Source organism: Burkholderia sp. IDO3, from assembly GCF_003366075.1.
Classification (GTDB): Bacteria; Pseudomonadota; Gammaproteobacteria; order Burkholderiales; family Burkholderiaceae; genus Burkholderia; species Burkholderia anthina.
The window spans coordinates 1,902,934-1,918,649 of record NZ_CP028962.1 but is presented as its reverse complement, the minus strand read 5'-3'; the positions used below and the strand labels follow the sequence as shown (position 1 = coordinate 1,918,649).

The following is a 15,716-nucleotide window of genomic DNA, read 5'->3' as shown; positions in this document are numbered from 1 at the left end:
ACGGGATGGGAGCGGGAATGGATCCGATGGTTTTCCGGCTGGGCGACGGGGACGCGCCCGCGTGCGCCGAGCGGCTGCGTGCATGTCTTGAACGCGCCGGCGCGTATCCCGGCGACATTGGTACGGCGTGGCTCGCGCGTCGCGACGCAGCGGCGGCCGCGGAAGCGCGGGCACGGGATGCGTCGTTGCGCGGCGGCTGCGCCGCTGCGCCGCTGGCCGGCACCGTGCTGACGGTGAAGGCCTGTTTCGATTGCGAAGGCTGGGTCACGCACGCCGGTTCGCGCGTGCTGGCGGAAGAGCCGCCGGCGAGCGCCGACGCCGCACCGGTGTCGGCGCTGCGTCGCGCCGGTGCGGTGCTGATCGCGCAGACGGCGATGACCGAGTTCGCGTACGGCGCGCTCGGCGTGAACCACGCTTACGGCACGCCGGCGACGCCGCTCGATGCACGGCGCGAGCGGGTGGCAGGCGGATCGAGTTCGGGCGCGGCGGTGTCGGTGGCGCTCGGCGCGGCGGATCTGTCGCTCGGCTCCGATACGAGCGGTTCCGCGCGCATTCCGGCGGCACTCTGCGGCGTGACCGGATTCAAGCCGTCACGTGGGCGCTACGCAACCGACGGCATGCAGTTCCTGTCGCCCAGCTTCGACGTACCGGGCTTGCTGGCCGCGACGGTCGACCTGTGCCGGCGCGCGGACGCCGTGCTGCACGGCTGCGACGAGCAACGGCCGCGGCCCGCGACCCTGCGTGACCTCGATTTCGTCGTGCCCGAGCCGTTCGCGACCGACGACCTGGACCCGGACGTCGGACGCGCGTTCGACGCATGGCTGTCGCGGCTCTCTGCGCATGGCGCCCGCATCCGGCGCCAGCGGCTCGATTGCGTGGCGGAGGCCGGTGCGGTCGCGCGCGCGGGCGGCATCATCGCGGCGGAAGCGTTCATGCTGCATCGTGCGCGACTGGCAACGTCGGCCGACCGCTACGATCCGCTCGTCGGCCGGCGCATCGCCGCGGGCGAGCAGGTGCGTGCGCACGACTATGCGGCGGCGCTGCTGCGCCTGGCGGCGCTGGCCGACGCGTACCACACCGGGCTCGGCGACGCGGATGCGGTGCTGACGCCGACGGTGCCGATGCTGCCGCCGCGCGCGGCCGATCTGGCGGACGAAACCGTGTACCTCGCACAGAACGCGCGTGCATTCCGCCTGACCGAGTTCGCGAACCGGCTCGATCTGCCGAGCATCAGCGTGCCGGGCGACCTGCGGCACCGGCAGCCCGTCGGCTTGCTGATCACGGGGCGGCGCGGCGGTGACGCGCGGTTGCTCGATGTCGCCGCGCTGGTCGAACGCGCACTGACCGACCCGGCATGACCCGATTTCCGCGGCAAGGCCCGCCTTGCCATTTTTCACCGTTACTATTCAGAGGTACTTATGATCGTCGTAAAATCGGCCGATATTGCCAATACCGAACGTCACGCACGCGGCCCGGGCTGGGACAGCAAGCGCATGATCGTCCAGCAGGACGGCGTCGGCTATTCCGTCCACGAGACGCGCGTGCAGGAAGGCGCGGAACTGCATCTGCATTACAAGAACCACTTCGAAACCAACTACTGCGTGGCGGGAGAAGGGGAAGTCGTCGATACGGCGACCGGCGACGTACACCGGATCGCGCCCGGAACGATCTACGCGCTGAACCTCAACGATCCGCATATCCTGCGCGCGACGCGCGGCGATCTGCATCTGGTGTGCGTATTCAATCCGCCGCTCACGGGGCGCGAGACGCATCGGGAAGACGGCAGCTATGCGCTGCCGGCGGGGGAGCAAGCCTGACGATGCGCGATGCCGTACCGTTGCGTGCCGCGCCGTGCCGTGCGGCGCGCAACGGCGGCGCGGCGTCCGGATTCAGGCCGCCTCGCGATGGCTGCGCCTGGTGGCCTCGACGAGCATGCGCTCGGAGTCGTCGAGATAGCGCGTGAGCGTGGTGACGGCTTCGCTGCGGCGGTTTTGCGTAAGCAGGTCGTAGATCTGGTATTCGCGCTGGATCCAGTCGGGCGTCTGCACGCGCTTCTCGTCGGGATCGGCGGCGAAGACGAGGCGCAACTGCGCCGAGATGGTCCGGAAGAATTCGTCGAGCAGCGCCGACTTCTGCAGCGCGACGATGTGCTGGTGAAACCGCAGGCTGTGCGTGCCGACGGCCTGCCAGTTTTCCTTGGCGAGTTCGCGCTCGGCCGCCCGAATGGCGGTCTGCATCTTTTCGAGCAGTGCTGGCTGCGCGAGTTCGGCCGTGTTCAGCGCATGCAGTTCGAGCGTGCGGCGTGCAACGTAGAGATCTCGCACGTCCTGGCGGTTGAGCGTGCGCACGACGACGCCCTTGTGCCGCACGAACGTGACGAGCCCTTCACGGCCGAGCTGATGCAGGACTTCGCGAAGCGAGTTGCGCGACGTGTCGTACTCGGCGGCGAGGTCCATCTCGATCAGTGCCGTGCCCGGCGGCAGCTTGCCGCTGATGATGTGCTCGCGCAATTGATGGCTGATCCGGTCGGCGACCGATTGTCCTCTCGTTTTTTCGCTTGCCATTCCGTTCGTTCACTCCTCTCCCGATCGTGCGCCGCCGGCGTGACCGGCCGGCGGCGTTTCGCCATTCTACGGGCTGCGGGGCCGGTCAAGCCGTTTTGCCGGACTGCCAGTCAGCCTGCGGCGACTGCATGCCGTGCATGCCGCGGTACGGTGCGACGGAAGGCGACGCCCAGCCTTCGAGCAGGCTCGGGTCGAGCCGGTACACCTCGACGCCGAGCGGCCGGCACACGTCGATCGGGTCGCGCGCGTCGGGACCCCACATCGGCACCGACAGATCGCCGCCCGGGCAGGTGGACATCGCGCACAGCACGTCGATTTCCGCGAAGAACTCGAGATAGTCGCCGGGCTTCGCGGGGCAGGCCTTCATGAAGTATTTGTCGTCGTCGTTCAGGCCCGTGCACTGGAACACGTTGAGCACGTCGTGCACGTCGAATTCGGTCAGCCCGTACGGCGCGACCGCGCGCACGAGGTTCGAGTGGCAATGGAAATGAAAATCCTCGCCGGTCAGCAGCTTGTTCACGTAAGGATCGCAGCGCGTGCCGAGCAGATCGTGCACGCGGCCGCCGTCACCGTCGACGCCGTAGCCGGCGAGCGTGTCGTCGGTGATCGTGACCATCGGGCGCAGGTACGGCAGCGTCGACCAGAGCCGGTCGAACGTCGTCACGTGCGCGGCCTGCAGCTGGCGCGTGCGCGATGCCCACATGCGCTCGCGCGGATTGTGCAGGTTCCACATGTTGAAATCGGCGACTTGCGGGCCTTCCAGCGTGACGATCCGGAATACGTGACCGGCCGGCACTGTCCACGCGAAGCCGCTGCGAATCGGCACGATGTGCGATGCGATGCGCTCGCGCGCGTCCTGGCGCTGGGCAATCGCGGAATAAAAGACCTTGTCGACGTTCAGGACGGAGCCCTTGGTGACCTGGTACGCGGCTGGATAGTTCGACATGACGCGGTGCTCTCGGGGAAAGTTGGCAGATGCGGCAATCCGGCTGAAGTCCTTTGCGGAGGCCGGTCAGGCGTCAATTTCGGTGCTGGATTGTTCAACAATTTATTGGCGCTTCGGGGAGTATAGGATGAGGGCGGGGAGGTGTGTCAATGGGTGGAAAGTACCGAGGGCGGGCGGAGGCGGCGGGCTCGCGGGCCGGCGCGACGACGCGGGCAGCGCTCCGGTTGGCCGGCGCGGGGCACGCGTGAGACAGGCAATAAAAAACCGCCGGCACATGCCGGCGGTTTCGGTTTTCGGCCCGGTCGCTCGCGCGACGGAGCCTGCCGTCAGGCCTTGATTTCCGGCCCGCGTGCGGTCGGTCGCACCGGCGCCGCCGGTGCCGGCGCGATCGATCGCGTGGGCGGCTGCGCCGGCACGATCACGACGACCGGTTCCGGCATTGCCCACATCGGCATCGCGAAGCCGACCGGTTGCGGCATCGGCATTGCGAGCGCGTTGGCGAGCGCCACGTGCTGCAGCACCATCATCTGCTGCTGCATCGCGGCCATCTGCGCGTGGGCCGCCTGCATTTGCCGCAGCGCGGCCGCCGGCGGCATGCCGCCCGACGACGACGTCTGCATCTCGAAGCTCGCGCCGCCATGCGGGCTGTGCCAGCTCCACGAGCTGACCTTCATCGGGCCGAACGCCGTGCGGACGACGTGCGTTTCGGCTTTCACGGGCACGGCGTGCCCGTCGACATCGACGAACACCGGTTGCGCGGCCGGGGCGGTGGCGGCCTGTCCGGCCAGGGCGAGCACGGGCATCAGCGCCAGCGCGCCCAGCGCCATATACGAACGGAATCGCATAGATCGTATCTCCGTCAAACGAAACTGATCGAATCAACAACGAACGAATCGTGCGGCTCACGGATGGAGCCATGGATGAATATGCGGGCGCTGGCTTAAGTCAGGATTAAAAGCGGCGCAGGCCTGCGGCAAGCACCTGTCCCGTGCAGCCGCGACCGATCCGCCGCAGTCGCGGAGTCTTTGCGCACCGCGCAAACGGGGCGCCTAGCCGGTTTCCGGCTGTGCCGCAATCGGCATTCAACCTCGCCCGCGCCATGGGATTCCTGTCGCGTCGCGCAACAACAGGCACAATATGCGATTCGCCGCGCACCGCTGTTCGTGATTCGAACAAATTGGCGCGTGTTGCCGCCGTCCGAATCCTTCCCGGTTGTCATGAACGCCTCGCTCACTTCCGCGCGCGAATCGAACTCGCCGCGCTTCCTGCTGTTCCTGATCTGCCTGTTCGCCTCCGCCGGCCAGCTCGCGATCGACATCTACGTGCCCGCGCTGCCCGACATGGCGCGCTCGTTCGCGACGACGCCGCAGGCGATCCAGTCGAGCGTGTCCGGCTACATGGCTGCCTATGCGCTCGGCCAGCTGATCTTCGGCCCGATCGCCGATGCGTACGGGCGCAAGCGCGTGCTCGCGTTCGGGCTCGTGATCTACACGATCGGCTGCCTGCTGTCGCTCGCCGCGCCGAACCTCGAGACGTTCGTGCTGGCGCGCTGCCTGCAGGGCTTCGGGATCGCGACCACGAACCTGCTCGCGAAGGCGATCATCACCGATTCGTTCTCCGGCCAGGCGCTGATGCATGCGTTCACGTACATGTCGATCGCGTGGGGCCTCGCGCCGATCATCGCGCCGGTGATCGGCGCGCACCTGCAGGAATGGTTCGGCTGGCGCGCGTGCCTCGTGTTCCTGCTCGTGTATTCGCTCGTGATGTGGGCGCTGTTGTGGCACTACCGCGAAACCTTGCCGAAGCCGGTGCATCTCGAGCCGCGCACGCTGATGACGAACGCGGGTAAGGTGCTCGCGAGCCCGGTGTTCCAGAGCTGCTTCCTCGCGCAGGGGCTGTGCTACAGCATCCTGCTGGTGTTCAACATCGTCGGGCCGTTCATGGTGCAGACGACGCTGCACAAGCCGCCGACCTTCTTCGGCTATCTCGCGCTCGGGATCGGCCTGATGTATTTCCTCGGCGGGCTGTCGAACCGGATTCACGGGCACGGGCTGCCGAGCGCCGAGCAGCGGCTGCGCATCGGCGCGCGCGTGATGGCGGGCGCCGCCGTCGCGATGCTCGTGCTGGCGCTGATCGTCGGCCTGCGCGTGTGGACGCTCGCGACGCCGGTGCTCGTGATGGGCTTCTGCGCGGGCGCGATGTATCCGACGCTGATGGCCAAGGGCAACTCGCTGTTCCCGCATATCGCGGGGCTGACCAGCGCGATCCTCGGCTGCGCGCTGCTGCTCGTGTCGTCCGCGATGATGGGCCTCGCCGGCTTCGTGTCGATCCAGGTGCTGACGCCGCTCGCGGTGTTCTTCGTCGCGCTGTCGTTCATCGTCGTGTGGATGGTGACGAAGCTGCTGCGCTACCTGACGCAGCAGCAGGCCGCGACCGTCGCGTGCGGCAGCGGCGAGGCCGCATAAGCGCATCGCGCATGCATGGCGCGATCGCGAGCGATGGGCGTTGCCGGCCGATACGGAGGCCGACGCCCACACGGCGATCGAGGCGGGCGGCTGACGTCCGATCCTTGTCTCGCGGCAGTGCCGCCTATAGCGGCTGCGCCGCGCCCGCCTGAGTCAACAGCGAAACCGCGGCTGCATCCGGCATCCCGTTCGAATCGATTGCGCCGGCCTTCGCCAGCGCGTCGAGATCGCCGTCGACGCCCGGTTGCCCGACCACGAACGGCGTCGTCAGGAACGCCGGCGTCGACAGCGTGACCGCATAGCGCTGCTGCAGATTCGTCACCACCGCCGATTGTGCGGCCTGCACCGTGCTCGCGTTGCCCATCACCTGCTGGAAGTGCGCATTGCCCTGGAAGTTGCCGATCAACCCGGCCGTGTTCGTGCCGAGCTGCGCGGCGAGATAGGCGAGCAGCAGCTCGGTCTCGGGCGTCGTGTTGAAGGTGCCCCCCGCATACGCGAGCGAGTGCAGGCTCGTGCCGCCCGATGCGACGGTAATCACGCATGGAAGCGCGGCGTTGACGGTGACGCGGTAGTTGCCGCCGCCGTCGGTCAGCGTCGTCGCCGAGCCTTGCGCGCAACTGACCGTCACCGATGCGCTCGCGAGCGCGCCGCCGGTGGCGGCCGTGCCGGACAGCGCGACGGTCTGCGTGTTGTCGTTGAAGCAGACGTCCACGCCGAAGCACGCGTCGCCGTTGCAGGCCGCAACGGTGACGAGGGTTGCGGCGCAGACAGTGCCCAGCGCAGGGCGGATGAAGCGCGGATGACGAAGGTTCATGGTCGCGGGCAATCGCAGGAAGGGGCAACCGTTGGGCGTCGCAGGCGCGGCGCCGTTCATATTCTATGTCCCGGATCCGGGCGGTGCTTGCCTGTTTTCCTGGCGGAGCGCGGGCAGGGTGCGCTTCCGGCGGACACGTTTTGCCCTGTTTACTCACACGAACGGCGCCGCCGCACCGCAACAACGCGGCAACCGCCCGGCGCCGGAACCTTTCGATTTCCTTCGCAATTGGTTATGCTGCGGGACGATTAAAGCCGAAGGCGAGCACAGCCGGCCAGTAAGGCCGGTAAAGGCTGGTAAGCGGCCGGCTCACTTGCTCAGGGTTTGCGCGCGGCCGATTTCGCGAACGCGCCGCGCACCTCGAAGCCGATCGCATCCGCGACGTTGCCGCGCGCATCGACGAGTTCGAGCCGGTGCCGGCCCGGCCACGGCATCCATGCGACGCGGTCGGCATGGCCGATCACCTTGTCGTCGAGCCGCCATGCAAACCGGCCGGCGTGCCCGGACGAGCGCTCGAACCAGATCCGCTGGTTCTTCGGCGGAATGTCCGGGTCGATCGCGAAGATCGTGCCGTCGGTCGGCGTGCCGATCGTCAGCGGCGCGCGTGCGCCGTCCTTGCCCGGCGTGACGGGCGCGGCGAGCCGGATCGTGTCGAGCGCCGTCCCCGCGAGGAACCACTCGTTGCGCGACGGCTCGACGTCGCGCTCGAACGTGATTCGGCGCGTTTCGACACCGGCAGGCGGGCGCGGCGCGCGGCTCGGCAGGTCGCGGTGCAGATACCCGACGACGGCCGACCAGACCGGCGACGCGCCCGTCACGCCCGACACGTCCCACATCGGCGAGCCGTCCGCATTGCCGACCCACACGCCGACCGTATAGCGCGACGTGAAGCCGACGGTCCAGTTGTCGCGCATGTCCTTGCTCGTGCCGGTCTTGACCGCCGAGAAGAAGCGCGTCGCGAGCGGGTTGTCGAAGCCGAACGTGCGCACGCGCGCGTTGTTGTCCGAGATGATGTCGGTGACGATGAAGGTGGCCGCTTCGCTGAACACGCGCGTGCCGTCGTTCGCGCGTGTCGTCGTTGCGACCGGGGCCGGGACCGGGTTCGGGGCCGATGCGCCGGCGGCGGGCGCTGCCGTGGGCAGGTCGACGGTCTTGCGCGCGACGCCGCCGTTCGCGAGCGCGCGATACGCATTGGTCAGCGACAGCAGCGTGACGTCCGCGCTGCCGAGCGCGAGGCTGAAGCCGTAATAGTCGCCTTCCTGCGCGAGCGGCAGGCCGAGCGCGGTCAGCGTGCGCGCGAAGCGATGCGGCGTGACGAGCACGAGCGTGCGCACGGCCGGCACGTTCAGCGAACCGCCGAGCGCACTGCGCACGCTCACCCAGCCCTTGAAGTCCTTGTCGTAGTTCTGCGGAATGTACAGGCCGCCGCCGGCGGCGAGGTTGATCGGCGCGTCGTCGAGCAGCGACGCGGCGGTCAGCCGTTTCTCGTCGATCGCCTGCGCATACAGGAACGGCTTGAGTGTCGAGCCGGCCTGGCGCGGCGCGAGCACGGCGTCGACATCGCGCGCGTTCGACAGCGCCCCCGACGAGCCGACCCACGCGCGGATCTCGCCGGTCGCGTTGTCGATCACGACGACCGCGCCATCCTGCACGTTGCGCCGGTGCGCGGGCGCGTTGAGCTCGGTCAGCGCGCGTGTCAGCGTGTCGCGCGCAAAGCGCTGCAGCGGCGCATCGAGCGTCGTGCGTACCTGCGCGCCGGCCTTCGGCCTGACCTCGGCCGCGATGCGCCGCGCGAAATGCGGGGCGAGCGCGGCGCCGTCGTCGCGCACGGCGTTGGCCGGGCGCGCGGTCACGAGCTGCACGTAGCCGTCGAGCGACGCGCACGCCTGCTCCGCGTGCATGTCGCGCAGGATCCGGCACGCGCGCTCGGCGACCTTCGCGGGTGCCGCGTTGGGCGCGCGCACCAGTGCGGCGGCGATCGCGGCCTCGCGTGCGTCGAGGCCGGACGGCGCCTTGCCGAACAGCACCTGCGACAGCGCGGCGAGCCCGACCGTCTCGCCGCGAAACGGCACGAGATTCAGGTACGCCTCGAGAATCTGGTCCTTGCGCCAGCCGCGTTCGAGCAGCAGCGCGTTCATTGCCTGGCTGGCCTTCTGCGGCAGCGAGCGCTGGCCCGAGCGGCGCGGCGAATCGCTGAGCAGGCCGGCGAGCTGCATCGTCACGGTCGACGCGCCGCGCGTGCGCTCGTTCCACAGGTTGCCCCAGGCCGCGCCGGCAATCCCGCGCCAGTCGACGCCGCTGTGCTCGTAGAAGCGCTTGTCTTCCGACACGACGATCGCTTCGCGAAACGCGGGCGACACGTCGGCGAGCGACACCCAGTCGCCGCGGCGTTCGGTGAGGTCGACACGCGTGCGCTGCAGCGGCGTGCCGTCGCGCGCGAGCAGCACCCAGTCGGAACTGCGCCAGTTGCGGCGTACGTCGTCGTAGCCGGGCAGCGCATGCGCGACGAGCGGCGCGGCGAGCACGACGGCGACGAATACGCGGCCGGCGAAACGCGCCGGCCGCGGCCATACCTGATCGATCATCGCTTGCTCACGACTGGTTCGTGTCGGCCGGCTTCACGGTCATCGGCGGGTTCGGCCACAGGCCGTACACGGACGGCGCATACAGCGCTTCGACACGCGTCGGCGGCAATCCGAACGTACCGACGTTGTTCAGCCGCACCGTGTATTCGACCGAGAATTTGCCCTTCGGCAAATAGTCGTAATACGCGCGGTAGCCGTCGAAGTCGCGTTCGATGAACGACGGCCACGCGCCGTCCGGCGTTTTCTCGCCCTGGGTCGCGGCTTCCGAATCGCGGCCGAGGCCCGAGCCGAGGATCGTCGCGCCGGACGGAATCGGATCGTTGACGACGACCCACGTCATGTCGCTTTGCGCATCGATGTCGAGATGCACGCGCACGACGTCGCCGCGCGTGAGCACGCCCTTGACGGCGGGCGACACCGGCGTGATCGTCTTCGTGATCCGGTAGCCGGCCGCGAACGGCGAGCGCAGCGGCACGGCCGCGAGGCTCTCGACGGTCGCCCACGGGCGGCCCGTGCCGTCCTGCGTGACGGACAGCGTGGCCGGCGCCTGCGACGCGCGCGGCCACGACATCAGCACGCTGCGTGCCGTGGCGGCCCGCGTCGCGGCGGTAGCCGACGCTGGGGTATCGGCGGGGGCGGGCGCCTGCGACCACGAGATCGCGCGCTCGTTGCCGCCGAGCGCGACCTTCGTCGTGCCGGTGACGGGCGTGCTTTCGTAGGTGCGCGAGAAGCGCTCGACCGCGAGCAGGCCGAGTGCGTTCGACGTCGTCGTCTGCCATGCGCCCTGGCGTTGCAGCGCGAGCAGGCCGGCCGTCACGCGCGGCATCTCGTCCTTCCACGCCGGGTCGCCCGCGAATTCGAGCGCGAGACGTGCGGCGTTGGTCTCGTTGCTCGTCATCAGCCACCACAGGTCGTCGTCGCGCGCGGTCGAGAACACGAGCTGCGTGCCCTGGTACGTGAGGCGCGCCCGCAGGATCTGTTCGACCTGCGCGCGTTTCTCGTCGCGTTGCGGGATGTCCTTCACGCGCGTGAGGATCGCGTGATAGTCGATCAGCGCCGACGTCGGCCACTGGTTCGGCGCGATCTCGATCGAGCCGAGCATGCGACCCTGGGCGGCGCCGTAACGCGACAGCGCCTCGACCGCGGCGAGCTTGCGCAGGTCGCGATCCTGGCGCGGCGCCCATGTGTTGCGTTCGATGCGGCCGTCGACGAAGCGCGCGAGCCCGGCTTCCAGCTGCGTGCGCATGTCTTCCGGCAGCGCGAAGCGCGGGTCGAGGCGGCCGGCTTCGTCGGCTACGACGAGCAGGTACGACGACAGCGTCGGGCTGCCCGAGTGCGAATCGTCGGACGACGGCGGGAAGTAGCTCGCGAGCCCGTCGCTGTCGAGGTAGACGGGCATGCGCGCCACCAGCGCCTGCCATTGCGCGGGGTCGTGCAGGCCGATCGCGCGCGACGCCTGCTGTTCCAGGCAGCGGTACGGGTAGCGTTCGAACCAGCGCTGCACGCCGGGCAGGCCGTCCGCGAGCTTCGACTGCAGTGACACAGCGATACCGCCGCGCGGCGTGCCCTGTGCGTTGTCGGCCGCGCCGGCCGGCGCCGACACGGGCACCGTCAGCGTGCCGTCGACCTGCGCGAGCGTGGCCTGCTGCACGGTCACCGGCAGCGCGGGCACGACCTTCTGCGCGACGGCCAGCGCATCGGACGCGCGCTTGCCGCCTTGCTCGGCCGCCTCGATGCGCCAGTTCAGCGCGCCGGCCGCGTCGAGCGCCTGCTCGGGCACGGTGATCGTCCACGCCACCTCGGTCGCCGCGTTGGCCGCGAGCGATACGGTTTGCGGCGCGACGTCGAGGCCCGTCACGCGCGGCGTCACGACGACCTGCATCGCGCGGTCGGTCGTGTTGCGCAGCGTGACCTGCGCGCGGAACGCATCGCCTTCGCGCACGAGCGGCGGCAGGCCGGAGATCAGCTGCAGATCCTGCGTGCTGCGGATCGACGTGCTGCCGGTGCCGAAGCGATCGGCGCCGACCGCCGCGATCGCGACGATCCGGAAACGCGTCAGCGCATCGTTCAGCGGCACGTCGACGGTCGCGCTGCCGTTCGCGTCGAGCGTCACGCGCGGGTTCCACAGCAGCAGCGTGTCGAACAGCTCGCGCGTCGGCGCGCTGCCGCCCCCGCCGCCGGCCGGCACGGCCTTGCGGCCGAAGTGGCGGCGGCCGACGATTTCCATCTGCGCGGTGGCCGTTTCAACGCCGTATGCGCGACGCTGCAACATCGCGTCGAGCAGGTCCCAGCTGTTGTTCGGCATCAGTTCGAGCAGCGCCTCGTCGACGGCCGCGACCGCGATCTGCGTACCGGCCGGTGCGGGCTGGCCGTTCGGCAGCGTCACCTTCACATGCGCCTGCGCCTTGCTGCGCACCGTGTAGCGCGTGGCGTCGGTCGTCACGGTCACGCCGAGACGATGCACGCCCGTGCCGACCTTGATCTCGCCGAGGCCATAGCGGAACGCGGGCTTCGACAGGTCGACGAACGCGGTCGGCGCTTCATAGTGACGGCCTTCGCGCCAGAAGGCGCGCGCCCATTCGACCGGCGCCTTCCAGCCCCACGTGAAGAACGAGTACCACGGCACTTCGCGAATCCGGCCGCGCAATGCGAGCACCGATACGTACACGTTCGGCCCCCACGATTCGCCGACCTTCAGGTCGACGGTCGGGTTCTTGCCGTTCAGCTGCACGACGTGCGTTTCCATCACGCCGCCGCGCTCGACCGCGACGAGGGCGGTGGCGTAGCGGAATGGCATGCGGACCTGGAAGCGCGCGGTTTCGCCCGGCTCGTACGAAGTCTTCTCCGGAATCACGTCGATCCGGTCGGTGTTGTCGCCGCCGAACCAGAGTTCGTCCTCGCGCGTGACCCACACCGACGTCGACGCGTTCGACGCGCGGCCGTCGCCGTCCTTCGCGACCGCGATCAGTTGCACGTTGCCGGCCTGCTCGAGCGTGGCGTCGCAGGCCATGCGGCCCTTGTCGTCGGTCTTGCCCGAGCACAGCACGCCGAGGTCGCGCGTGTCGCTCTTGTTGTCGTATGCGTAGAAGCCGCCGACCATCCGCTTGCGCGACGACGTCGTGACGTGCGCGACGCCCTTGATCTCGATCGACACCGACGCACGCGGCTTGCCCTGCAGATCGACCGCGAGCGCCTGCACGGGCACGCGCTGGCCGACCGACACCCAATGGCCGGCCTTGATGCCGACCGCCACCGCGGCCGGCCACAGGATCGTGTCGCCGCGGATCGTCTGCACTTCGCCGTTCGGATCCGCGAACGTCGCTTCGAGCGCGATGCGCTTCGGCGCGTCGACGTCGGGCAGCCCCTTGAGCATGACGGAGCCCGCGCCATTGCGATCGAGCGTCAGCGGCAGCTTGTCCGCGATCAGCTTCGTCGCATCGGGATCGCTGTTCGACGACGACGCGTTGTCGCCGTCCTGCGAATCGTCGTCGGCGTTGCCGTCGCTCGTGTCGGGGCGATACGGCGAGAAACTGAAGTCCTCGAAGCGATCCGCGAACGGCGGCGATGCCCACTTCATCAGCGCCGACACCTGCACGGGCAGGTTCGATGCGCCGCCGCCCGACACGTAGTCGATCTGCACGGCGAGCGGCGCTTCCTTCACGGCGACGAGCGGGCTCTTCTGCGCGTCGCGCGCGCTGATCGACCCTTTCAGCACCGGCAGGCGGAATGCCTCCACGCGGAAGCTGCCGCTGTAGTAGCTGGTGGTCGGCGCATCGTCCGGGCCGCCTTCGAGCGACACGCTGTATTCGCCGAGCTTCGCGGCCGGCGGCAGCGTGAACTGCGTGTCGGCGCTATGGTCGGCCGTCCACGTGAGCGGCAGCTTGTACGTCTGGTCCGAGCCGAGATGGCGGATCGTCACGCGCGTCGGGTATTGCGACGGGAACGCGAGGCTCTGCAGTGTCTCGGTACGCAGGAAATGCTTCATCGACACGGTTTCGCCGGCGCGCAGCAGCGTGCGGTCGAACACGGTATGCGCGCGCACCGTCGGTGCGCTGTCGTTGTCGGTCGGCACGTTGAAGCGCCACGATTCGATCCCGCGATTCCAGTTCGAGCTGACGAACGCCATGTCGGGGCCGGTCTTCGGATCGTCGACGCGTGCGGACACGAAGTAATCGTCGAAGCGCTGTTCCGACGAACGGCATTCGTGCTTCGGCTCGAACGGGCCGTCGATCTTCAGCAGGCCCTGCGCGTCGGTCGTGCCGGCCGCGATCTCGTCGCCGTTGCAATCCGATACGCGAATGTGCGCGTTCGGCACGGGCTTGCCCTTGTCGAGCGTCGTGACCCACACGAGGTTGTTCTCGCGGCCCTGTTTCAGATGCACGCCGAGGTTCGTGACGAGCACCGTGGTGCGCACGTACATGCTCGACGGTTTCGCGAGCAACGAGCGGCCGAGCGCGGGCGACGCGAGTTCCAGCACGTAGAAGCCGGGCTTGTCGATCGGCACGCCGACGATCTCGAACGGGCGCAGCGTCTTCGGATCGGCCTTCGGCAGCGTCAGCGCCTGCGCGCCCGGTTCGCCGTCGAGCAGCGACAGCGAGCGCACGTCGATGCGGCGGTTCTGCGGCGCAGGCATCTTTTCGCCGGCTTCGAGCGGCACGTAGACGGGATGCTGGCCCTTGCGTTGCAGCAAGCCCGGCACGCGCTCGTCGATCGTGCCGGCCGTCATCGACCAGTTGTCGAAGCGGTCGACGGTTCGCATCCATTGACGAATCGCGGTGTCGTTCTCGACCTTCAGGTTCGCGAATTGCGCGCCGCCCGCGTTGAGGCCGGCGATATGGAGATCGGCTTCGACGTTGCGCAGCGTGACCGGCACGAGCGCAGGCGTATCGGGTTCGGCAAAGCGCTCGACGATGCCGAAGGTGCCCGACGAGAATTTCGCGAGCGGCGGCATCGGTGCGGTGCGCGTCGCGAGCGGGAACAGGTCGGCGTTCGCGAGCGAGCGGTCGGTCACGTCGCGCAGCCCGGACGGCAGCTCGATCGTCAGGCTCGCCTGCGCGGGCAGCGGCGGGTTGAACGTGACGGTCGTCACTTCGTCGCTGTGGTCGTCCGCGGCGAAGGTCGGCGATAACGAACCGTCGGGGCCGCGCAGCTTGATCGCGTCGGCGTTCTTGCGCGAGATCGGCGCGTTGAACGACAGTGTCAGCGGACGCAGCGGCGTGCAGGGCGCCTTCGCGTTCTCGCGCTCGCACGAGAAGCTCGCGGCGAACGGCGCGCGCACGGTGAAGTCGAAACGCCGCTCGGTTTCGTTCGCGATGCCGCTCGGGCTTGCCACGCCCTTGCCGTAGACGAGCTGCATCTTCGCGCTGGCCGGCAGCGCCTGCGCGCACGACAGCGTGAGCACGCGCGCGGCGTCCTTCTTGAGCCCGAAGTGGTCGAGCAGCGCGTTGCGCGTGTCGTCGTCGGCGGCCGTGACGGGGATGCGGTTGCCGATGCCGGCCGCTTCGCACCAGATGTTCGCGAGCGCCGAGCGCGGCTCGGCCGGGCCGTTCAGCTTCAGCACGAAGACCTGGCGTTCCTCGATCTCGCGCGAGCCGGGGCGCACCGTCACCGGGAACGGGCCGCCCGTTTGAAACGTGAAGCGGCGCGGGCCGCTCACCGCATTGCCGGCGACCGAGCGCAGCGTGTCGTTGAGCGCGACCGAGCAGCGTACGCCCGGTGGCAGGTCGTTCTCGAAATCGTAGACCCAGGTCTTGTCGTCGAGCCAGTGACCCTGGCCGCGCGCGGCAGCGGCATCGTTGCAGGTCATGCGCGCGGGACTCGGCGCGGACGCCGAACCGAACGCGACCATCGCTTCGTCGAACTTGACGACGCTTTGCCGGACCTCAGTGACGGTGCCTTGCGGCGAGACGCTCACAGTGCGTGCGGCGAGCGCATGCAGCGACAGTGCGGCCGCGGCGCCGAGCGCCGCAACCGCGCCGATGCGCAAGAACAGCCGTGTGGTGTGATTGGCGTTGGATTGATTCGTGTTGTTGTGTTTGTCGTGCTGCTTCATCGCTCGATGCCCTCGGAGGGAAGCTTTCTGTTTGATTGCAGGCGATTCTAACCGACGCGCATGTGAGCGGATGACGGAATGCTGCGTGTCGTCGGCTTGCGACACACGGCATCACGATGCAGAATTGTCGCGTCGACGACACAAAGATGCAGCGAAATGTCGATTGTCTCGGAATGCGGAACATTTAATGGACTATAAAACCATTGTCCGATCCGATTTGTGCGCGTACATTTCAGGGCCGCGCCAATGTTTGAGAATTATCAAGCGTGGTTTTCCCGAATCCGGTGTTC

At 68.7% G+C, this 15,716-nt stretch carries 9 protein-coding genes; 3 read left to right on the top strand and 6 right to left on the bottom strand.

Translation table 11 applies throughout. The annotated features are described in order from the left end of the window. Positions 1-17 precede the first annotated feature (17 nt). Together DCN14_RS08800 and DCN14_RS08795 are read left to right on the top strand one after the other, a co-directional pair. Positions 18-1,358, top strand: coding sequence for an amidase family protein (locus DCN14_RS08800; protein ID WP_096499794.1), 1,341 nt, complete (start codon positions 18-20; stop codon positions 1,356-1,358). A 60-nt stretch (positions 1,359-1,418) separates the two neighbouring features. Next, positions 1,419-1,817 (top strand): ectoine synthase, encoded by a 399-nt coding sequence (locus DCN14_RS08795; protein ID WP_096499792.1) that lies wholly within the window; start codon positions 1,419-1,421, stop codon positions 1,815-1,817. Positions 1,818-1,889: 72 nt separating this feature from the next. Here DCN14_RS08795 and DCN14_RS08790 read toward each other — a convergent pair whose 3' ends face one another. The 3 genes from DCN14_RS08790 to DCN14_RS08780 all read right to left on the bottom strand — a co-directional run bounded on the left by DCN14_RS08790 (position 1,890) and on the right by DCN14_RS08780 (position 4,355). Then, positions 1,890-2,564, bottom strand: coding sequence for a GntR family transcriptional regulator (locus DCN14_RS08790; RefSeq protein ID WP_096499790.1), 675 nt, complete (start codon positions 2,562-2,564; stop codon positions 1,890-1,892). 85 nt (positions 2,565-2,649) lie between these two features. Further along, positions 2,650-3,510: a DUF1989 domain-containing protein gene (locus DCN14_RS08785; RefSeq protein ID WP_096499788.1), complete on the bottom strand. Its 861-nt coding sequence runs from the start codon at positions 3,508-3,510 to the stop codon at positions 2,650-2,652. A gap of 326 nt (positions 3,511-3,836) precedes the next feature. Continuing rightward, entirely contained in the window at positions 3,837-4,355 is a 519-nt protein-coding gene (locus DCN14_RS08780; protein ID WP_096499786.1) for a hypothetical protein, read from the bottom strand. A 372-nt stretch (positions 4,356-4,727) separates the two neighbouring features. Here DCN14_RS08780 and DCN14_RS08775 point away from each other — a divergent pair, with 372 nt between their 5' ends. After that, the gene (locus tag DCN14_RS08775) at positions 4,728-5,975 is read left to right on the top strand and encodes a multidrug effflux MFS transporter (protein ID WP_096499784.1); all 1,248 of its coding nucleotides are present in this window, start codon (positions 4,728-4,730) and stop codon (positions 5,973-5,975) included. A 124-nt stretch (positions 5,976-6,099) separates the two neighbouring features. Here the strand turns inward: DCN14_RS08775 and DCN14_RS08770 are convergent, their stop codons facing one another. The 3 genes from DCN14_RS08770 to DCN14_RS08760 all read right to left on the bottom strand — a co-directional run bounded on the left by DCN14_RS08770 (position 6,100) and on the right by DCN14_RS08760 (position 15,426). Beyond that, on the bottom strand, positions 6,100-6,789 hold the full coding sequence (locus DCN14_RS08770) for a hypothetical protein (protein WP_096499782.1): 690 nt from the start codon (positions 6,787-6,789) through the stop codon (positions 6,100-6,102). Positions 6,790-7,106: 317 nt separating this feature from the next. Next, positions 7,107-9,374: a penicillin-binding protein 1C gene (pbpC, locus tag DCN14_RS08765; protein ID WP_096499780.1), complete on the bottom strand. Its 2,268-nt coding sequence runs from the start codon at positions 9,372-9,374 to the stop codon at positions 7,107-7,109. A gap of 7 nt (positions 9,375-9,381) precedes the next feature. Then, entirely contained in the window at positions 9,382-15,426 is a 6,045-nt protein-coding gene (locus DCN14_RS08760; protein ID WP_096499778.1) for an MG2 domain-containing protein, read from the bottom strand. Between the last annotated feature and the right edge of the window lie 290 nt (positions 15,427-15,716).